At 59.0% G+C, this 19,764-nt stretch carries 17 protein-coding genes; 3 read left to right on the plus strand and 14 right to left on the minus strand.

The features are described from left to right. Positions 1-15: 15 nt before the first annotated feature. The 3 genes from VOY09_RS12530 to VOY09_RS12540 form a co-directional block, all read right to left on the minus strand. Complete coding sequence (locus VOY09_RS12530; RefSeq protein ID WP_322894263.1) at positions 16-762, minus strand: amino acid ABC transporter ATP-binding protein; 747 nt, start codon at positions 760-762, stop codon at positions 16-18. Between the two features lies 1 nt (position 763). Continuing rightward, positions 764-1,549 (minus strand): amino acid ABC transporter permease, encoded by a 786-nt coding sequence (locus tag VOY09_RS12535; RefSeq protein ID WP_322894262.1) that lies wholly within the window; start codon positions 1,547-1,549, stop codon positions 764-766. Positions 1,550-1,650: 101 nt separating this feature from the next. Next, complete coding sequence (locus VOY09_RS12540) at positions 1,651-2,496, minus strand: transporter substrate-binding domain-containing protein (protein WP_322894261.1); 846 nt, start codon at positions 2,494-2,496, stop codon at positions 1,651-1,653. A 227-nt stretch (positions 2,497-2,723) separates the two neighbouring features. Between VOY09_RS12540 and VOY09_RS12545 the strand changes: the two genes are divergently transcribed. Next, positions 2,724-3,128 carry a BLUF domain-containing protein gene (locus tag VOY09_RS12545; protein WP_322894260.1) on the plus strand — a complete coding sequence of 135 codons (405 nt, stop codon included), beginning with the start codon at positions 2,724-2,726 and terminating at the stop codon, positions 3,126-3,128. Here the strand turns inward: VOY09_RS12545 and VOY09_RS12550 are convergent. The 5 genes from VOY09_RS12550 to VOY09_RS12570 form a co-directional block, all read right to left on the minus strand. Beyond that, positions 3,125-3,442, minus strand: coding sequence for a hypothetical protein (locus VOY09_RS12550; protein WP_322894259.1), 318 nt, complete (start codon positions 3,440-3,442; stop codon positions 3,125-3,127). The genes VOY09_RS12545 and VOY09_RS12550 overlap by 4 nt on opposite strands. 86 nt (positions 3,443-3,528) lie before the next feature. Continuing rightward, a complete protein-coding gene (locus VOY09_RS12555) occupies positions 3,529-4,254 on the minus strand; it encodes a hypothetical protein (RefSeq protein ID WP_322894258.1) in 726 nt (241 codons plus the stop codon). A gap of 3 nt (positions 4,255-4,257) precedes the next feature. Further along, on the minus strand, positions 4,258-7,677 hold the full coding sequence (locus VOY09_RS12560; protein ID WP_322894257.1) for a hypothetical protein: 3,420 nt from the start codon (positions 7,675-7,677) through the stop codon (positions 4,258-4,260). Beyond that, positions 7,674-8,771 (minus strand): hypothetical protein, encoded by a 1,098-nt coding sequence (locus tag VOY09_RS12565; RefSeq protein ID WP_322894256.1) that lies wholly within the window; start codon positions 8,769-8,771, stop codon positions 7,674-7,676. The genes VOY09_RS12560 and VOY09_RS12565 overlap by 4 nt, the downstream gene beginning before the upstream one ends. Continuing rightward, entirely contained in the window at positions 8,768-9,763 is a 996-nt protein-coding gene (locus VOY09_RS12570) for a hypothetical protein (protein WP_322894255.1), read from the minus strand. The genes VOY09_RS12565 and VOY09_RS12570 overlap by 4 nt, the downstream gene beginning before the upstream one ends. A gap of 334 nt (positions 9,764-10,097) precedes the next feature. Between VOY09_RS12570 and VOY09_RS12575 the strand changes: the two genes are divergently transcribed. Next, positions 10,098-10,838 carry a LuxR family transcriptional regulator gene (locus tag VOY09_RS12575; protein ID WP_322894254.1) on the plus strand — a complete coding sequence of 247 codons (741 nt, stop codon included), beginning with the start codon at positions 10,098-10,100 and terminating at the stop codon, positions 10,836-10,838. A 170-nt stretch (positions 10,839-11,008) separates the two neighbouring features. On the opposite strand, the gene VOY09_RS12580 is transcribed toward VOY09_RS12575, so the two are convergent. From VOY09_RS12580 to ectA, 4 genes are all read right to left on the minus strand, one after another. Further along, positions 11,009-12,484 carry an aspartate kinase gene (locus VOY09_RS12580; RefSeq protein WP_322894253.1) on the minus strand — a complete coding sequence of 492 codons (1,476 nt, stop codon included), beginning with the start codon at positions 12,482-12,484 and terminating at the stop codon, positions 11,009-11,011. Positions 12,485-12,600: 116 nt separating this feature from the next. Beyond that, complete coding sequence (locus tag VOY09_RS12585; RefSeq protein ID WP_322894252.1) at positions 12,601-12,984, minus strand: ectoine synthase; 384 nt, start codon at positions 12,982-12,984, stop codon at positions 12,601-12,603. Between the two features lie 5 nt (positions 12,985-12,989). Next, entirely contained in the window at positions 12,990-14,276 is a 1,287-nt protein-coding gene (gene ectB, locus VOY09_RS12590) for a diaminobutyrate--2-oxoglutarate transaminase (protein WP_322894251.1), read from the minus strand. A 44-nt stretch (positions 14,277-14,320) separates the two neighbouring features. Then, positions 14,321-14,842 (minus strand): diaminobutyrate acetyltransferase, encoded by a 522-nt coding sequence (gene ectA, locus VOY09_RS12595; RefSeq protein WP_322894350.1) that lies wholly within the window; start codon positions 14,840-14,842, stop codon positions 14,321-14,323. A gap of 270 nt (positions 14,843-15,112) precedes the next feature. On the opposite strand from ectA, the gene VOY09_RS12600 reads away from it, so the two are divergent. Further along, on the plus strand, positions 15,113-15,613 hold the full coding sequence (locus VOY09_RS12600) for a MarR family winged helix-turn-helix transcriptional regulator (RefSeq protein ID WP_322894250.1): 501 nt from the start codon (positions 15,113-15,115) through the stop codon (positions 15,611-15,613). A 22-nt stretch (positions 15,614-15,635) separates the two neighbouring features. On the opposite strand, the gene VOY09_RS12605 is transcribed toward VOY09_RS12600, so the two are convergent. Continuing rightward, the gene (locus tag VOY09_RS12605) at positions 15,636-16,403 is read right to left on the minus strand and encodes a DeoR/GlpR family DNA-binding transcription regulator (protein WP_322894249.1); all 768 of its coding nucleotides are present in this window, start codon (positions 16,401-16,403) and stop codon (positions 15,636-15,638) included. Positions 16,404-16,491: 88 nt separating this feature from the next. Continuing rightward, a complete protein-coding gene (locus VOY09_RS12610) occupies positions 16,492-19,728 on the minus strand; it encodes an autotransporter domain-containing protein (protein ID WP_322894248.1) in 3,237 nt (1,078 codons plus the stop codon). Positions 19,729-19,764 lie beyond the last annotated feature (36 nt).

A 19,764-nucleotide genomic window follows, 5' to 3' on the forward strand; every position in this document is an offset into this window, starting at 1 on the left:
GACGGATCCTGCGTGCTACAACCGGCCCGCGGCGATGATCCGTTGCAGGAAGGCCTGTGTGCGATCCTCTTGCGGATTGCCAAACAGGCGATCGGGCGTATCCTCCTCCAAGATCACACCGCCATCAAGGAAGGCAACACGGTCCGCACATTCGCGGGCAAAGCCCATTTCATGCGTGACGATCATCATTGTCATACCCTCGTCTTTCAAGCCCCGGATGATTGCCAGCACATCGCCCACCAGTTCGGGGTCAAGCGCTGCGGTGATTTCATCCAGCAACAGCACATCGGGACGCGTCATCAGCGCACGCGCGATGGCCACGCGCTGTTGCTGTCCACCTGACAATTGTTCGGGATAGGCTGCGGCAAACCCGTCCATTCCAAACCGGGCCAGAACGTCGCGGCCACGATCCTCTGCCGCAGCCCGCAACTGTCCATGCACGCGGCGCGGCGCAAGCGTGATGTTATCCAGCACGTTCATATGCGGGAACAGGTTATAGGATTGAAACACAATCCCCGCGCGCTGTTGCAGCCCGGTCTTCCCAAAGCCGGGATCATCGACCGACACACCGTCCAGGCGGATCGTACCGTAATCATGTTCAACCAGCCGGTTGACGCAGCGCAGAAGCGTGGATTTGCCTGACCCTGATGCGCCGATCAGACAGACCACCTCATGCGGGTTTACACGCAGGCTGACCCGGTCCAGCACCAGTTTGTCACCGAAATATTTCGTGACATTGTTGATATCGATCTTTGGGGTCATGTTAATCTGCTATTTGCAAGCGACGTTGGCGGTCACGCCGTGTCAGATAATCAGCCAATCGCGCCATTGGGACGGTCGCCAGCAGGAACAGACCTGCCGCCACGATCAGGGAGGAATAGTTGAATGTTGTCGCGGTATAAATCTGCGCCTCGCGCACCGCATCGCGCACGCCGATGACGGAGAGCAGGGCCACATCCTTTTGCAGCGCCACAACGATATTCATCAAAGCAGGCACGACATTGCGCAAAGCCTGCGGCAGGATCGCATAGCGCAGGGTTTGCCATTCACTCAGACCCAGGGATTTCGCCGCCGCCCTTTGCCCTTCATGCACCGCGTCAATGCCAGAGCGGTAAATTTCGGCGACATAAGCGGCATAGCTGAGCACCATTGCCACCGCGCCCCAGAACAGCCCCGAACTGGGCAGACCGGGCAGGTTCAGCGCCGGAATGCCAAAGCCGAACAGCAAAACCAGCAACAGGACCGGCACGCCCCGAAAAATGTCGATATAGATCATCACCATCAGCCGGAACGGCGCAAACCATGGCGCACGCAAAGCCCGCACCACCGCCAGCACTAACGCCCAGATGACGATGCAAGCCAGCACAATCAGCCAGACCTGCATGTTGACCCAGAAGCCCTGCAGCACCCGTGGAAAGGCTGCAATCATGGCGTCAATATTGAAGAACTGCAGTTTGATCCGCGGCCACGTTTCGGCCGAGGTGACAAACCACGCGATTGTGCCGAACACCACGACAACGCTCACCATGCCAATCAGCGTTGGGATCATGGCCGTACGCCAGTCGAAACCCCGATTTGGCGGCGGCGGGGGTGGTCCCCGCCGCGCCTGATCTGGCACCGCGCGCCGATGCGCGGCCTTGGTCAGTTGGGTCATTCGCTGATAATCGGAAGGTCTGGATCAGCGACCAGATAGGTCGCCACCAGATCGTCGATGACACCGCGTGCGATCAGCGCGCCCAAAGCGGCATCCACAGGTTCCACCAGCGGGTTTTCGAACTGAAACAGCAAGCCGTGCCCGTTGTCATTCTCATCAGCGGGCAGCAGCGCCACGATATCCGCCTCTGGCACCTGCACGGCGGTCATGAACAAGGCAGTCGGCAAAGCGGCCAATGTTGCATCAATCTGGCCCGACTGGAGCGCGAGAAACACATCAACCTGTTCATTGTAAATTGCCGCATCCTCGACCCCGAGGATATTGACCAGATAATCATTATCCGTCGTGCCGATGACTGCGCCCCAGCGCAAGTCCTGCAGATCGGCAAAGCTGGTGGCAGTCTCTGCCGCTGTTCCGGGCAAGGCAATCACTGCCTTGTCGGGCTGGAAATAAACCTGGCTGAAGCTGACCACCTGCGAGCGTGCTTCGGTCACCGAAATCTGCTGAATCGCAAAGTCATAAGGCTTCGCCCCCGGCGCAATTGTTTGATCAAAGGTCTGGGCGACCCAGACGACCTGATCGGGGGTGAAACCCATTTCTTCGGCAAGGGCATAGACCAGCCCGTTTTCAAACCCTTCACCACCGGCAGGGTCATTGTTCAGCATCCACGGCGGATAGACCGGATCGCCGGTGCCCACGGTCAGAACGCCGGGGGTGACCAGCCTGTCATCCATTGTGGAAAAGTCCTGCGCGCCCGCCAAAACCGGCAGCGTGGCGGCCACCGCTCCTCCTATCAGCGCAAACACGCCCCGGCGTGTCGCACCCATACAATTCCCAATCATCTGCAATCCTTCCATATGAAACCACCTGCCCCGCCAATTGTGCGATTCCTCAAATTCGCTTGCCTGCCCGTTCGGGTCAAGCACCTAGGTGCTGCGGCGCAGCGGGTGTAAGAAAGCCAATACCGGTCTCAGCACAACCGCACTGGTCACTTCACCTGAAACGCCTATGCTTGCAACAAATGACCCTGACGGTCATCCGTAGCCAACGGCAAGACAGGACCATAACCATGAGCGTTTTTCGCGCGATCTACACATCGATCCCATTCGGATTTGACGAAAGCATCCTGAACGGCATTCTGGTGCAGGCGCGCCGCGCGAATGCGCGGGACGGTATCACCGGGGCGCTGATTTGTCGGGCGGATATCTATCTGCAATGGCTCGAAGGTCCCGAAGACAACGTGCGCGACACGATTGCCCGGATCAAACGCGATGATCGCCATCTTGAAGTCCAAGTGCACGTTGCCGAGATCGCGGCAGAGCGGGTTTTCGGCGATTGGGCCATGCTGCACGATCCTGCGCAAACTTGGATCTGGTCGCAGGCCGAGATTGCAGATGGCGCGATTGAGCGCGCGACGCCGCAAGAAGTGACGGCCTTCTTCCTGCGTCTGGACGACGCTGCGACACCGACCTAGCGGCAGGCTTTGCCCCGCGACATTTCTCCCATAGGATCTTCGCCCAATACAATCGCGCGCGCATGGGCGGTGCGTTTTGTCGCAGCCGCTGTTAACCGACCGTCGGTTGCGCGCGCGGCTGTTGTGATCCGGCCGATACTGCCTGCGGGCACGCGGGTGACGATATGCCCTGCGGCTTCCAAGGCGACCAGCGTCGCCTCTGGCAGGTTGGTTTCAACGACCACGCCGCCCGGTTGCCGCGATCTGGGGTAGAAAGAGGCGGGCATATGCGTCGTATGAAACATCGGCGCGCGCGGGCTTGCTCGGAGGAACATTTGCGGTACCGGCGCAGAGCCTCAGCATCGATCGCGGCATCACTGTCACCCGCCAAGGCCATTCCGGGCGATGCCGGACAAGCGGCTTATTGGACCAGGCGCGCAACAAACGGTGTCTGTGTCTTGCACTGCATGCCCGCCAGCACTGCATTGACCGCTGCATCGCCTGCCGTGGATGAAATGCTGTAGTCAAAGACGCTTCGGCCCTGCACTTCCGTCGGGCTGACAAGGGTGACCGTCCAGATCACGCTGGCAGCACTGGCGCCTTCGCTGCCGCTCAGCGCTTCGTCCGCCAACACACCGCGCCAGCTGCGCGCACCGGTGCTGGACCAACGGACCATGCCAGCCGCCTCTGACATCAGCTTGTCCGGATGAAAGCTGCCATCCCAGTTGATCTGCCGTGTTCCGCCCTGCATCGGTGGCGGGCCACCCATCCCCGCCAAAAGCGGGCAGGCAGACGCGTCAGTGGCACCCGCGGTCATCCGCCACAGACCGTCCTGCGGCACGATCTCGTCGAACAATTGCAACGGGCAATTGCCCGGTCCCCCATAGAGCAAGTCAAGATCAGCCGGGGCCATCGCGCTCCACCCCAATTTGCCGTCAGGCGTGCGGACCAGCAGTTTGTCCTCGGCCCCGTCGGGAATGGCGACCGGGACTGTGGCGGCGACTTCTTCCAGCGTCAGGTTGCTGACCTGACAGGTGCAGCCGCTTTCCGTGCAGGTCGCGATCTGGATTTTCTGCCCGGTCTGGGCCATTGCCCCAAAAGTTGAAGCGGCCAGTAAGGCGCAAGTGGTGATCAGATAGTAGCGCATGCTTTACTCCGTATTTGCGGGGGCCAGCAGAAGGTCGAGCAATTGGTCAGTGCTCATTCCTTCCGGGGTGATTTCGATAAAGCTCGGGTCGGTCGGGGTCTCTGTCGGGCTTTGCGCCGCCGCTGTCGCCCCCTGCACGATGGCGTCAGCCATGAAGCCACCGCCATCGGCCAGTTGCATCGGTGCAAAGACCACCGGGGCCGGGCAATCGCGGGTCACGTTGCCATCACCTTCGAAATAGCGGCATTGCGGCGTGGCAAAATCCAGCGTGATGCTGTCGCAGCGTGCCATCAACATCAGGTCGGCGGTGCTTTGCCCGGTGCTGCCAAAAGACTGGATTTCCAACACCAAAGGCACTTCGGCATCCACAATGCTGCGCAGATCCCGGTCATTGGACGTGGCTGTGACCGGCGCGATCATCCGATAATTCTCGCTTTCCGGCCCAGTCAAATCGGCAGAAATGAAACATCCCGTCTCGAACTGGGTGCGGCCTGTCGGGGTGACGGTGATCTCGGTAGCTCCAGCCTGCACGGCAACCGCCTCGAATTCCGTGCCGCCGAACATTTCACTGTTGAGGTCGAGAAACCGGACTTCGTAGACACCGGGCTGGTCGGGCACCGGCAGGACCTGATCCTGTCCGTCCTGCATCCTTGCGCCATCAATCGAAAACAGCGCCGGGCCGTCGCGATCATATGCGTCATGCACGGCGATTGTTCCGCGGAACCCATCGGGTGCCGTCAGCATGACCGGGAAATAGCCACCCGTTCCGGCGATGATCGGATCATCGGGCAGGTCAAGTGAGACCTCCTCCGCAAGGTAAACCGGGGCGAGTGTCACAATCTGCGCCATATTCCCCGGTGTGACACTGACATTGCGGTTGCGGTAATCACGGCCGCCAAAGCTGGCACGGATGTCATAGACATTGCCGACACCCAGCGGATAATCCTCCAGCGAGATCGCGCCAAGGAAGCGCTGGCCACCCTGATGGCGCGCGTCCTCGCCTGCGACCAGAATGATTTCCAACTCATATGTCGCATCACGCGGCACGCCGGGCAAGGTCAGGCTGATCGGCCTTTCCTGTGCCCTCGCGACCGGCTGACCGCGTTCCATCAAAGGGGCGATCATGCTGGCGGTCAGCGCCGTCGTGATATCGGCATCGGCGAAATGACACAGCACGCCAAGGTCTTTGGTATCGTAACAAGGGCCATTGCTGTCCAGCCATTGACGCGGGTTCAGGCGCAATTCCTGACCGTCCGGGCTGTAAATTGACATGCTCGGCACATCCATTTCTGTCGGCGTGGCCGATGCGGCCTGGAACTGCGGTGCTGTCAGGCTCCACCCCTGCGGCAGCGGCACGGTCACGCCGCTGGCCGGATCGGTCCAGGAACAGACCGATTCCGCGCAGGCAAAGACAGTCTCACCATCTTGCGGCAAAGCCCCGTGATCCTCTGGCCCGGGACCGTAGAGCTGATCCTGCATCTTTGCCAATGACGGCAGCGGCTGGGCTGTGGGCCAGAAAATCACCGGGATGCTGTTCGGGCCCGCCGCCATCGTGCCAGAGAAACCATCGGCATAGGGCGCAAGCGAGACAACAAAAGGATCAGGTGCCACTGCGGGCAAGGCGAAGGTGATGAACAGATAGCCGTCTTCCTCGGTCACGCTGTCCAAGGCGGCTTCGGTGCCCGGGGCACCGGTCATCAATGCCGAAGGGGTAAATGTGCCGCTGTAGCCCGTGCCGGTGCCGTTGATCCCCAGCGTCACATCGACCATCGTCATCGGCTCTGTCGGGGCATCTGCCGGCGCGTCACGCGGGGCGACTGCCAGCACGCGCCACGGGCCTTCCAGCCCCAATGCGCCATGATCTTCTTCACCGCTGGCGTTGATCTGGACGGTGAAATCATTCGCCTGCCCAGGAAAGATCGCGACATCGGCTGACAGCGTCACTTCACCCGGCGCATAGGCCGTGACGCGCCAATTGCCGGGCTCGAATGTACCGGAAATGACCGGGCCGGTGTCCATCGGCGCCCAGGCCTCAGGCGACATATCGGTATCCAGCGGCACCGCGTCCCATGTCACATCCGATTGTGGCACATCAGGCGGCAGGCGGAAGGTGGCGGGGACAGCGGCGATATCGTCCTGCGTCGGGGCACCCCGCGCCGTAGCTGCCTGTGCAGCCAGGTCATCGGTCGTTGTCAAATCCGCGTCCTCGAACTGGATACCGACACCAAAGCGGCGCGAGAACATGATCTCTCTCGCTGATGCATTGAGGTATCGAATCTCGTATTCGCCCGGTTCTGCTGGGACGCGCATTGTCACCAGACCGTTCTTGGCCAGCGCATAGTCCCACCCGATCCGGCGGAAATCATCCACGGGTTGGTCGATTTCCGCCAAGACGACGCGCTCGCCGAGCTGGCTGGGTGCCCGAAACGTAAAGTCGACGCGCGTGCCCGGTTCGACCGACCCGATCGGGTCGAACCCCATGGCGGGGGGCACCACCTCGACTGGCTGCCGCGCTATGACGCCAAGACCAGCCGAACTGCGGATGATCAGGTCATACATGCCGGGTTCGGCGGGTGCAGTCCGGCTGACAGGATTGCGCGGATTGAGATCCTGACCGATGTTGATCGGCCCGAATGACGCTGACGAGTTGGCGCCATCCGCGCCTTGCGGAACAAAGCCAAGGAAATCCGTCTGGCCGGCTTCGCCGGTCCAACGGATCGAATAGGTAAATCCGGCCTCGGCCTTTTCACCTATATCGAACGCGGCTGCGGGGGGCGTGGGTTCAGGCAATACTTCAGGCTCAGGCACAACCGCGCTGACCTGCTGCAAAGCATTGGCCAGTTCCGCGCCGGAATTGGTCTGGAACAGCATCCCGCCAGTCTGGTCGGTGATACAGGACAAAGCCTCGACCTCGACAGCACTCAGCCCGAAACCGACGACATGGGCGCGGATGTCGATACCTTCGGCAGCAAGGCTGGCAGCCAATGCGCAGGGATCGCCTTCACAATTTTCCAAGCCATCGGTGACAAGGATGATATCCGCTGCCTCTGCCGATGGTGGGATCTGGTCGCGCGCCATGGCAAGACTGTCGGTCAAGGGCGTCATGCCGCGCGGCATCAGCGCGCGCAGGCGGCTTTCCAGTGACCCGACATCGCCCTGGCCCATCGGCGTGACCACTTCGATATCACGACAATCGCCGCGCCGGTTATGGCCATAGGCGATGACCGACAAAGGGACCGCGCTGTCACGGCTGCCGAAATAATCGCCCATCACGTCGCGGGCGACCTCGATCCGGGTCAGGTCGCCTTCAACCCGGTTCCACATCGATCCGGATGCATCGAAAACAAGCACCGCAACGCGGTCCGCCATGACAGGGGCGGCAGAGAGCATCAGCGCGGCAAAGGCAGGAATCAGTCGGGTCATGTGATATCTCCAAGAGGAAACGACAGGGCGGCGTTCAGATAGCCGTTGAGGATGGCAAGATCGGATGCAAAGGCGGGGATCAGCACGTCAGGGTCGAGCTTTTCCCAATAAGGTGGCGGCTCGAACGCGCCGTCGAACATGGACAAGGGCGTCAGCACGACCAGCTTGACGGGCAGGATCACCACCCATGGGCGCAACCCGCTGCCTGCGGGTACCTCGGTCAGGCCCGTTGGACCACAACGCGCCTCTGCCTCAAGCCGGGCGAAGCCCGCGCGCAAGCCAGGTGTCACGCGCGATATGTCGCCAGACACGGCATAGCATTCGTCGAAATCGCGATCCCCTGTGGGCTGGCTACGGTCCCGGTGCATCAATTTCTGCGCCACCTTCGAGATGATCGACGCATCCTTTGCCATGATCGTCGTGGTGGTGCCGGATTCTGCGGTTTCGGGCAGAGCCACTTCGACCATCACAAAGGTCAGTCCGCCGCCCTGTTTTTCCTTGTACCGTCTTTCCCGACCGAACATCAGCCCGATCCGGCTCACGACGATGATGCGCCCGTCGCGCTGGCCGGTCAGACACAGATCGACCGTGACCTTGCGGATATGCGAAAAGAGCTTGAGTTCGTCCAGCTCCTCGGTTCCGATGACGGGCGAAGGATCGACCTGAAAACCCATCAAATGGCGCGCCAGCGCATCTACGATCTCATGTCTTGTGACCCTGCGCGGTTCATCCATCGCCCTGCCGAACAGAAGGATCAGCGCACTGGCCGCGAAAAGCGCTGCCAGAAAGAGGCCCAGCAGGATATCGCCGGAGATACCCCAGCCCAGCACCAGCCCGACCAGCGCCGCAGCCGGCAGCACGCGTTTCAGCAGGAAATGATCGGCCCGGTCGGCATGCGCCGCGCGATCCCGGTCGAGGCTTGCCATGACCGGCGCAAGCTGCGCCCGGAGCACGTCAAGATCATCCCCCGGCAGCGCTGCCGCGATCGGACGCGGTTCATAGGCCTCGCCAAACTGCATCCCGCGATGGAAGCACGTGTAGCGGCCGAGCGTGCGGACGATGCTGAAACCGCGCGATTGAGGCGCCAAGGTCATGCAGGCGTCCCAACATCTTGTCCAATAGGGGCCGGGGCCGCGGGGCCCATCGCCCATGACGCCGCACGTGCACCCATCTTCTGAAACTTCGTGGATGCCCCGTGGAGTTTGCTTTCCCAAGTGGGGTCCGGCACCTGCCCGTCAGTGACTTTGAAATAGGCCTGCAACATACAGGCAAGCGCGAAAGGTTCGATCAGTGCCGCCTTCAGCGCCCAGGCGAAAAGCAGGGCGAACACCACCGCAGCCGCTCCCATTTCATCCGGCAGAAGCCAGACCATCACACCCGCCGGTGCCAACATCAGCAAAAAGATCACAAAGCTGACCAGCCAGACAATCGCGGTCACCCATGCGGCATTGACCAACATCGGACGGGCATTCTGCGCATAAAGTACCAGCGCGGTGCGGGACCCCTCGAACGGGTTGTCGGCGCGGGTGGCAAAGCAATAGGCCAGCATGACTTCGTCCAGCAGGCCGACCGCCACGCGCAGATAGGCGCGCACCACCCCCATCAGCTTGTCCAGACCGGGGATCGGCAGAATGGAAAACAGCCCCTGCAGCAAACCGGTGACGGCCGTGATCACGCCTTTGACCAGTTGATCCACGCCAAACAGTACATTGGCGGTGCCAAAACGTTCGGTCACCATCATGCGGGCATAGCCGATCTGACCCTGACCTGCAGGTATCTCGCGCCCATGCAGCAATTCCACCATCACCGCGATATGGCCAGCCTTGACGATATAGAGAATGTATTCGCGCAGGAAATACAGCAAAGCTGCCGTCAGTCCAAAACCTGCAACAGCCCCATAGGCGCTGTAAACACGCGCCGTATCCTGTTCCCAGAACCCACCGACGCCATATCCAATACCTGCCCCGGCACCGGTGGTCAGCATATAGGCGAGCGCGATTCCGATATAGACAACCAGTCGGAAGACCACAAAAGGCGCGGTTTTGCGCAATAGTGACAAAGCGGTCGACGTCTTGAAATCAGCCACGGATGATCCTTCGTGTTTTGGAACCAAGTCGACCATACGAACCGACCGGGAAAGGAAAACTACCATCTGGTACGATTTCCGCTTCATTTGGCGGGCAGATGAAGGCTGGATTTGTCAAAACTCTCACCTCTCAAAAAGCGCAACAGGTGTCGTACAGGTCTTGGGCAACCAAGGTCACAAAGGTTAATGACCGGAAGCCCTGATAAGGCGTGTCATGATATATTCCCGACCCGATGTTCGGCAGAGCCGCGACCTCAGGCCCTTACAAAAACGTAGACGGCTAAAATGGCCCGTGCCAATATCAGGAAATCCATAGGTTTCAGAGGCACGTGAATTGGCCGAACCTGCGCTTGATGACTTTCTGGAAGAATTACGCCAGCTTCAGCCGTTGCCGGACCAGACGCTGACCGATGCTGTCTGGGCGTTAACGACTACATTTTTTGCGCAGAACGGATTCGACAAACTCATTTTCATTGAGTCGGACCCCAATCAAATGATGCTATTGTCAACGCTGCCAATGGAATGGGTTAACAGATATCATTCTGAGAATTATGCCGAAATCGATCCGTTTTTCAGTTTTTGTGGCACGACATTCCGACCGATCAGCACTGGCGTTGCCTATTCGGACGCGCATGAGGGTTTGACACAGGCGCAGCATAACCTGATCGCTGAGGCAGCCGAATTTGGCATAAACGCCGGCTTCTCATCGACCGTGCGGCTGTTTGGACCGGGTGGCTTTGCGGGGTGGAACATCGGGTCGTCTTTGTCAGGCAAAGACGTTGATCGGTTGCGGGCTGATCGCGAAGTCATGCTGCGCTTTGCGGCCCGACAGGCACGTGATTTGTTATGTCTGGCTGAAGCCGGACATCATGACAGGGTATTGTCCAACCGCGAATGGCAATGCCTGATGCTGCTCGCGCAGGGGCAACGAACAAAACAGATCGCATGGAATTTATCGATCAGCGGGGCCGCGGTTGAACTTTACCTGCGGAACGCGCGGATCAAGCTGGGTGCCACGACCCGCGAACAAGCGATTGCCATTGCGATGGCAAAGGGTTTGCTTGGTGGTATTTGAACGAGCAGCTATACGACTTGATCAATGGCGCGATCTTCGCCGCTTATGTTGAAAAGGTGCTGGTGCCGGAGCTTTCACCCGGAACCATGAACCCCTACAACAGATTCAGCCATGACTGATCTGCTGTAGGGGCGGAATGGTCAACCCGATTGTATTCCCCGCATTCGACCTCAGGCGACCAACCGTGGTTCGGGTTTGCTGGCGCTTTGCGATTCCAATACGTCGTCAGCGGTCGTTGTCACCCGCTCTTGCCTGATCAGCGCTTCATGCAGCACCTTGACGGCATTATCTGCATCCTCGCGCGTCAGTACGAACTGAATATCCACATTTCGTGGCCCCTGCTGCACCGCGACAGGCGAGATACCTGCAGCTTTCAGCGCGGTCAGTCCACATCCGAGCGCATTGAGCCCTTTCAAGTCACGTCCGATCGCGGCAACAACGGACAGACTGCGTGTCGTGACGGATGCTGCCGGATAGGCCTCTGTCAGATCGCGTTCGACCCTTTTGACCCGCTTCAAGGAAGCATCGACGTAATGGGTGATCGTATTGGCGTTCGAGGATTTCGCGACGATGCTGACTTTGTGTTGGGTCAGCGATTGCAGGATCGTCGCGTCATAGCCTTTGACGCCCACCATCTCATGCGCAAAAACCTCCAGCGCGAAGACATCCAGCGCAGTGACGATTTCAACCTGCGGCGCAGTCGCGGCGGTATCATCAATCAGCGTGCCGGGGTCGGATGGTTCAAAGGCGTTTGTCACGCGCAGCGGGATATCTGCCTGACGGAGCGTCTTGGCGGCTGACGGGTGGATCGCCTCCATCCCCATGTTGGATAGCTGATCGGCAACGTCATAATTCGTATAGCCAAGCTTTCGCACATTTTCCGCGCCGACCAGTTTCGGATCGGCAGAGGACAGATGGAATTCCTTATGGATAATCGCCTCTGACGCGCCGGTCTGGGCGGCGATGCGACTGAACGTGACTTCGGAATAGCCGCGATCATAAAGCGACATCAGACCTTCGGAACATTGAGCATAGCCGGTGACAATCGGCATCTCGCTGCTGATATCAAGATCGCGCATTCCTTCTTCGATCCGTTGCTCCAGCGTGACTTCACGCTCGTCCCGCCAACCGCCGAGATCGACGAACCGCGCATTCAAACCGGCGCGGCGCAGCATTAAAGACGTGACATAGGCAGAATGGCTTTCGCCAAGGCCAGAGAGCATTTCGCGGATGATGTCCAGATGCTGGTTCAACCGGAAATGGCCGTAGGAACACAGACGCTGCAGATCGATCAGGCAGGACCGTGCACCTTCGACGCGCTCGCGTACGAAATGATCGGCGTCACGGATATCACCGGGTGCATCCAGCACGTTGCGATGCGCCTCGTTCATGGCGGTCATCACGTCGTTCAGCGCGTCAGACCAGCCCCGTTCATGATTGGCATTGGAAAACCGGGCATAAACACCGGATTCGCGGGTCTTCTTATGTTCCAGCAGCATATTGGTGATGCCTGAATAAGCGGAAACAACGAAGATACGGTTATAGGGATCGGCCCCATCGCGCAGGAACAGGGAGTCAAGCAGTTCAGCCGATCGGCTCATCGAGGTGCCACCGATTTTCTCAACGGTATGTGCGTGTTTTTTCATATTATTCGCCCAAATTCGTCACGGACGCCTTCTATCTGGAGCGTTAACGCTGACCCAAAGCCCGCAGCAATTCTGCGGGCCTTGGTCGTGCGGTTTCGTCAGGGTGCAGTGATCGTTCACTCAGCGGCAGCGTAAGAACCGTCCGCCTGATGCACCTCATCACCTGTTACGGGCGGGTTGAAGCAGCAGGCCATGACCAGCTCTTCTTCCGCGCGCAGCGTGTGGCGATCGTGTTTGTCCAGCGCATACATCACGCCGGGGCGGATCGCATGGGTTTCGCCGGTCGCAAGATCGGTGATCGAGCCTTTGCCGGACATGCAATAGACGCTTTCAAAGTGGTTCTTGTAGTGGAACGTATGTTCGGAACCGGCTTCTAGCGTCGTGATGTGGAAGGAAAAGCCCATCCCGTCCTTGGCAAGCAGCAGACGGACAGACGTCCATTTTGCATCTTTCACTTCTTTGTCGGTGTTTTTCAGATCTTCAATGTCACGTACGATCATGGCGATTACTCCGCTGCAATTTTGGTTTGGACGCAGGTGCGTGCGGCCTCGGTCAGGATATCAAGGCCCTGTTGAAACTGATCCATCGGCGTGGTCAGCGGGGCAAGCACTTTGACCACCTCATCATCCGCGCCGGAGGTTTCAATGACCAACCCGCGCACGAATGCCTCGGCACAGATCGCACTGGCGAGGTCACCGGACCCGACATCAACACCCTGCATCATGCCGCGTCCTTTCAGACGTGCGCCGGGGATCGTATCGGCGATGCGCTGCAGGTAATCCGTCAGCACGGCTGATTTTTCCGCGATCTCATTCTTGAAGGCATCATCGGACCAGAATTTTTCCAGCGCGACACGGGCTGTGACGAACGCATGGGTATTGCCACGGAAGGTGCCGTTATGTTCGGCGGGCTTCCAGACGTCGAGTTCTGGCTTGATCAGGGTCAGCGCAAAGGGAAGACCGAAACCGGATAGCGATTTCGCCAGCGTGATCATGTCAGGTTCAACGTCCATATCGTCGAAGCTGAAGAAGCTGCCAGCACGACCGATCCCGGCCTGAATGTCATCAATGATCAACTTAGCACCATGTTTCTTGGCCAGACGCGCGACCCCTTCGACCCAGGTGCGGGATGCGGCGTTCAGACCACCCTCCCCCTGTACCAGTTCAAGGATGAACGCCGCAGGCGCATCGATCCCACTGGACCCGTTGTCCAGCATCGTCTCGATCAGGGACAGCGTATCGACATCATCGCCCAGCGAACCTTCAAATGGCAGATGGGTCACGCCGTTCAGCGGCAAACCAGCACCATGACGCTTGCCCGCATTGCCGGTCAGCGCCAGCGCGCCAAGGGTCATGCCGTGGAAACCGTTGGTGAAGGAAATCACATTGGTCCGCCCCGTCACCTTGCGCGCCAGCTTGATCGCGGCTTCAACGGCATTTGTGCCGGTGGGGCCAGTCATCATGATCTTGTGGTCCATGCCGCGCGGCTTCAGCACCAGACGTTCAAAGGTCTCAAGAAATGCGGCCTTGGGGCCGGTATACATATCCAGCGCATGGGCAATACCGTCGCCGGTGATATGGTCGATCAGTGCGGCCTTCATATCAGGATCGTTATGGCCATAGTTCAGCGAGGAACAACCGGACAGAAAGTCGGTATAGGTCGCGCCGCTTTCGTCATGCAGGGTCGACCCCTGCGCCTTGGTAAAGACAGTATCGAAAGACCGGCAATAGCTGCGAACCTGCGATTCACGTCGTTCAAAAATATTCTTGTCGGATGAAATGTCCGTTGTCATAGTCTATTCCTTTTTTTGGTCAGAGCCGAAGTGAACGCGGGCCTTCAGGCCACAGCGTCCAGTGTTTCAGCTTCGGGCAAGGTGATTGTCACCATATGTTCGGTGGCATGTTCGCCTTGAAAGTGGGCGTCGCTCTCGAAATGGGCCTCGTGGTCCAGTTCGGCGTCTTGGGCATCGGCAAAGCTGCGGAACAAAGCCCAGCTTGCGTCATTGTCTTTGGTGATCGTGGTCTGCATCCGGGTTACGTCGTTGCAGATATCGCGTGCCAGCAGCTTTTCCAGCATCCGCTTGGCCAGACCCGTGCCGCGCGCCTTTTCAGACACGGCAACCTGCCAGACAAAGAATGTCGACGCGTCAGCCGGCAGCACATAGCCGGAAATCCAACCGACAGGCTGACCGTCAATCTCTGCCAGAATGCAGGTATCGCGGAAATGATCGCATTGGATCAGATTGCAATACATCGAATTTTCATCAAGCGGTTTGCATGAAGCGACCAGCTCCCAGATCGCTGCGCCATCCTCGGATTCAGGCTTACGGAACTGAACTTTGTCGCCGTTCGATTTTATCTGCCGGACGTTGACCACGGGATACCTCTAGTGCTGCTTCATTATTTCGTTAGGTATACCAATCTTATTCCAGAAATCAACCATACTTATCACGCTTCTGCTATATAATTTTTATTCAATAAAAACAGTTATTTACGCCGATATTTCATCGTATTTTTACGATATCTGTCACGCCAAAATGCCCATATGCTTTGTTACGCTAACTAATTTATTGCTTTGACGCACATGACAATATATTCAATATACTAAAGACTTCAGACAGGAGGCGACGTGGATCGCACTGATACATCACTCATCGCCCTGCGCCGCATTTTGCGCGCGACAGAGCTTTATGGCCGCACATTAGCCCTCACAGCAGGTCTCACCCCGGTGCAAATCCGCGTGCTGCAGGTCGTGCTCAGCCATGGCAGCGCCACGCCAACGCAGATATCATCACAGATGGGCGTCAGCCCGGCGACGATCTCCACCTTGCTGGACCGGCTTGTTGCCAAAAAGATGATCGAACGTCAGCGATCAGACCGTGACCGGCGTCAGACAAATGTCGTGCTGACCGACAAGGGACGTCAGGCCGTAGACGGCGCGCCAGACCCTTTGCAGCAGAAATACGTCCGCGAATTCGAGGCACTTGCCGACTGGGAACAGGCGATGATCGTCGCATCGTTGGAACGGGTCGCCGCGATGCTGAATGCCTCGGCGCTCGACGCGTCCCCCCTGCTCGACATGGGCGAGATTCATCGGACCGACATGCCAGACACAACCGCTGACACTTAAACCGCCATGGTGCCCCTTCGGGCTAAGCCAGCACCACCGTGACGCCGGCCAACGCCTCTGACAACGCAGCGGGGGGCGGGGCGTCGGTTACAACGCAATCGACATCGCAGATCGCGCCAAGACGGACCAGCGCCCGCCGCAGGAACTTGGTCTGGTCGACCGCCAGAATTGTGCGTTCCGCCTGTTGCATCGCGGCGAGAACGGCCTGCACCTCACCATGATCATCATCGCCCATATCGCCATCCCCGTCGATTCCGCTGACCGAGATGATCGCAGTGTCAAACTTGAAACTGCTGATAAAATCCACCGCGTCATGACGGAACACGCCCGCATCGACGTTACGCACGAACCCGCCGGGAACCGCGACAGAAAAACCATCGGCCTCACATAACGTGGTCGCAGCACGCAGGCCGTAGGTCACGACCCGCAAATTGCGGCGCAGCATCAGGCCGCGCGCCACCGCCTCGCAGGTTGTGCCAGTGTCGAGAAAGACCGATGCGCCATCAGCCACCAGATCAGCGACTTTTGCCCCGATCCTGTCTTTGGCGGCAGCATTCTCAACCCGCCGGTGGCGCAGGGTCAGTGGATCGACGGCACCATTGGCCAGCATCGCCCCGCCATGCAGGCGACGAACGATCCCGGCGTCTTCCAGTTCCATCAGGTCACGTCGGGCAGTCTGGGTGGTGACAGAAAAGCGGCTGGCAATATCGTCAAGTGCGATGAAACGATGGGCCTGCAAATGCGCCACCAGTTTCGACTGGCGGCGGCTTTTCTTATCTGTCTCTACCATTCAATCCCCGGGGCATCGTCAGTTTTGCTGCAATTCCGCCCCTTATAGCGGGAAAGGGGACGACATGCGCCCCCTTTCGCGATGATTTCTAAAAGCGGATGCGCAGGTCCGCTGTCAGGCCATGATCGGCAGTGTCATCGCTGAACTGGCCAGCGTAGCCCACCGCCAATTGTGCCCCCGGTGCCAGGTCAAACCCGACAGAGGCCCGCAGGACAGCGGAGTCTTCGGCCACAGGCGCGCCCAGCACGTCAAAGCCAGTGCCGCCGTCCGCAAAACCCATTGCGATACCGGGGTCCACGTCACCAAAGGCGTGCCGCCAGCCCAGCTCACCCCGGAAGGTAGCGTCAGTCTGGCCCATGGCGAACAGCTGTTCAGTCCGCAGACCGAGCGTGGTAAAGGTGGTATCCACATCACTGCCAGCCGAGGTCAGCGCCGCAGCGCCACCCTTTTCCGTAAAAGCATCATTTGACTGACGGACATGGGCGATCGCGCCAAACGGCTCCAACGCACCCTGCGCTGTGTCAAAGCGATAGCGTGCTTCACCAAAGATCTGCGTCGTGTCGCTGTCATATGCCGCAGTCAGCGTTTCGGTGGTGCCACCAAATGTCGTGCTGCGCAGGCTGTTCACGTCATTGCGGCTTTGGGTCAGGCCAAGGCTCAATCCCAGAGGACCAGATGTCGTGCCCGCATAGACACCCGCATGAACGCTGTCAGCATCCAGCCGGTCGCCACCGTCACGCCGCAGCGATCCGTTGCCGAAGCCGACAAAACCACCGGCGTGCCAGTTGTTGCCAATGTCGGTATCAAACCCAATCAATGTACCGTTGCTGTCGCGCTTGATATCAGTGACGCCGTCGCCGCTGCTTTCACCCCAGTTGCCGAAAGTCTGGAACCAGACCTGTCCTGCACCCATAGCACCCACTGCCGGGCCCTGCGCCACATCAATCGCGCCGCCAGCCATCGCGCGGCTCCGCTCGGCCACCACATTGCCCATCGCAAGCGCAGTCTCAGTCAGCGCCGCTGCGGCAGAAGCATGCGCCTCACCCGACAGACCATCAAAGGTGGTATCAGCGGTGTCAGCATCAGTCATGACGACCGCATCATAGACCGCATGACCCATGCCCAATGTCTCTACTGCGGCGGCCACAGCGCGGCGGTTCCCGGTGCTTGCCACGCTGTCAAAAGCAGTGTCATTGCGGTCCAGACGTAAGCTTACATCCTGCACACCATAAGCCAGACCGGCATCAAGGAAAGCCAGCGTCGAGGTGACAGAACCAAAAGTACCGATGATCCCATCGCCTGCTGTCAGGATGGTGTAGCTGGTGCTGGGCTTGTATTCCCCCGCCGCTGTAAGCGCAAAGACAGATCCTGACAGGTTTGCGCGGCCTGTGACGTCGACGCGGTCGGCATTGCCTTGTGAATCGGTTTCAACCTCGAACCTTGCGCCATCGGCAAAGGTCAGATCACCCGCGACACTCAGCGTGCCGATGGAATTGCCCGCGCCCAAGGTACCGCCTGACGCGATGGTCAGATTGCCCACGGTGCCTGACCCGCCCAGCACGGCATTCTGCTGCACCGTTGTCAGATTGGAGGATGCGATAGAACCATCGACCGTCAACACCCCGCCCGAAACCATTGTGGCACCGGAATAGCTGTTGTCGCCCGACAAGGTCAGCCCGCCTGCACCATGTTTGGTCAAGCTCCCGGTACCTGCAAAGACCCCGCTTGCATCGACACTGGCCGCGCCATCGGCGATGTCAATAAAGCCGCCGATACCTTCCAGCGACACGTCACGATCAAGCGCAGTCATCGCGGTGCCCGCAATCCGCAGCCCGCCATCAGCCAGGCGCAGCTGTGCGGCGCTGCCGCCCAGCGCGGCATCTTCGTCAACGATCAGTGTGCCCCCATCCATCACCAGCGTTTCATCGATAAAGATGTGGTCGTCGATGCAATATTCCACGATCGCCGCTTGAAAACGCGGGTCGCTGCTCGTGCAATCCAGCAAGGTCTTCTTTTCATCCAGTGTCAGTCCGGTTAGGACAGGATTGCCGTTCTCATCCGCAATCTGGCCCAGATAGACATCGGTGCGCATGTTGTTACGTGTCAGATAAAACACCTTGTCATCTTCAGCAAAGGTGCTGGCACCCTCGCCCCAGATCAGCCGTGTCGCATCGCTATCGTAGGTTTCCAATTGCGGGCCGACCCAGCGGAACTCATGCGCCACAAGATCGTGGTCAGTCAGTGGACGGCGGTTATCCTCTGGCCCACCTTCAAGCCCGTCAATGACGCCCAGGTAGGGGTCGTTCGGGTCATCCACCAGCGTGAACCATTTCCCATAAGGGCGCGACACCATCAGATGGTCGATCCGCGCACGGTGCCAGCTGCCCCAGGTATTGGTCGCATCTTCCAGGTTGCTGGGCCAAGTGGCGCTGCCATTGCCACGCTCATGCGGCACGAAGGCTTCGCGCACCGCCTCTGTCTGCATCAGCATGAATTGTTTTTTGAGGATATTCATCGTGACCGGCGTATTTCCGGCGATCGGATACAGCTCTTCCTCGAACAGGCCCGCCGGGATCGGCGCATTATCTATCGCTGTATTGCCACTGCCGCGCCAGTCGGCAATGAACTGATCCAACGCCGCCTTGTCGGTCGCATATTGCGACAGCAAATCGTAGTAAAAGCTGTTGCTGCTCTTGGTATGTATGCGGAGCAGCAGTTCTTGCTGGCTGACAGAATGCAGCCCGCGTTCAGACACATCACCCGCGTTGAAATCGCCACCCATAATCAGCGGGCCATTGATCGAGCGCGCCCAGGCGCTCAGGCCTTTCGCTTCGTTGATCCGTGTATCCGGCTCGTCAAAATAGTTGAAGTGTACCGACCCGATCACAGTTTCCGGCCGACCATCCGCCGCATCGGCGCGCACATAGCTGATCGAGCGGCCCTGCGCACCGGGCGCGGGCAATGTATGAGTTCCCATTGTGCCCGGCAGCCGCGAGATCGTGCCGGAACTGCCGTTGCGTGCCCCTTGATAGGTTCCGAGGCCACGATCTGCGAGCATGGCGGGAATATCGGCCACATAGCGCGATCCGTTTTCTTCCTGAAACATCACCACGTCATAATTGCCAGCGGCGATCGCGTCAGCGGCATATTGCGGTGACTGTTTGTAGCGATTCCAGATGTTATAGGTCAGCAGGCGCAGCGTATCAGACGAATCCTGCGCCTGCACCGGTGCGGCCTGCAGCAACGGAATTGCAATAGTTGTGCTTAAAAGCAGGGCATAGCCGCCTTTGCGCAGGTTAGAATACGGGCTGTCTGGTCGAGTCATGCGATCAAATCCTTGGGTTAAAATATGGAGTCATCC

Source organism: Yoonia sp. 67-2 (assembly GCF_035117555.1).
Lineage (GTDB): Bacteria > Pseudomonadota > Alphaproteobacteria > Rhodobacterales > Rhodobacteraceae > Yoonia.

Coding starts and splice junctions, on each gene's coding strand:
- VOY09_RS12530 (WP_322894263.1), bottom strand. CDS start 762: ATGACCCCAAAGATCGATATCAACAATGTCACGAAATATTTCGGTGAC.
- VOY09_RS12535 (WP_322894262.1), bottom strand. CDS start 1,549: ATGATCCCAACGCTGATTGGCATGGTGAGCGTTGTCGTGGTGTTCGGC.
- VOY09_RS12540 (WP_322894261.1), bottom strand. CDS start 2,496: ATGATTGGGAATTGTATGGGTGCGACACGCCGGGGCGTGTTTGCGCTG.
- VOY09_RS12545 (WP_322894260.1), top strand. CDS start 2,724: ATGAGCGTTTTTCGCGCGATCTACACATCGATCCCATTCGGATTTGAC.
- VOY09_RS12550 (WP_322894259.1), bottom strand. CDS start 3,442: ATGTTCCTCCGAGCAAGCCCGCGCGCGCCGATGTTTCATACGACGCAT.
- VOY09_RS12555 (WP_322894258.1), bottom strand. CDS start 4,254: ATGCGCTACTATCTGATCACCACTTGCGCCTTACTGGCCGCTTCAACT.
- VOY09_RS12560 (WP_322894257.1), bottom strand. CDS start 7,677: ATGACCCGACTGATTCCTGCCTTTGCCGCGCTGATGCTCTCTGCCGCC.
- VOY09_RS12565 (WP_322894256.1), bottom strand. CDS start 8,771: ATGACCTTGGCGCCTCAATCGCGCGGTTTCAGCATCGTCCGCACGCTC.
- VOY09_RS12580 (WP_322894253.1), bottom strand. CDS start 12,484: ATGAAAAAACACGCACATACCGTTGAGAAAATCGGTGGCACCTCGATG.
- VOY09_RS12585 (WP_322894252.1), bottom strand. CDS start 12,984: ATGATCGTACGTGACATTGAAGATCTGAAAAACACCGACAAAGAAGTG.
- ectB (WP_322894251.1), bottom strand. CDS start 14,276: ATGACAACGGACATTTCATCCGACAAGAATATTTTTGAACGACGTGAA.
- VOY09_RS12605 (WP_322894249.1), bottom strand. CDS start 16,403: ATGGTAGAGACAGATAAGAAAAGCCGCCGCCAGTCGAAACTGGTGGCG.
- VOY09_RS12610 (WP_322894248.1), bottom strand. CDS start 19,728: ATGACTCGACCAGACAGCCCGTATTCTAACCTGCGCAAAGGCGGCTAT.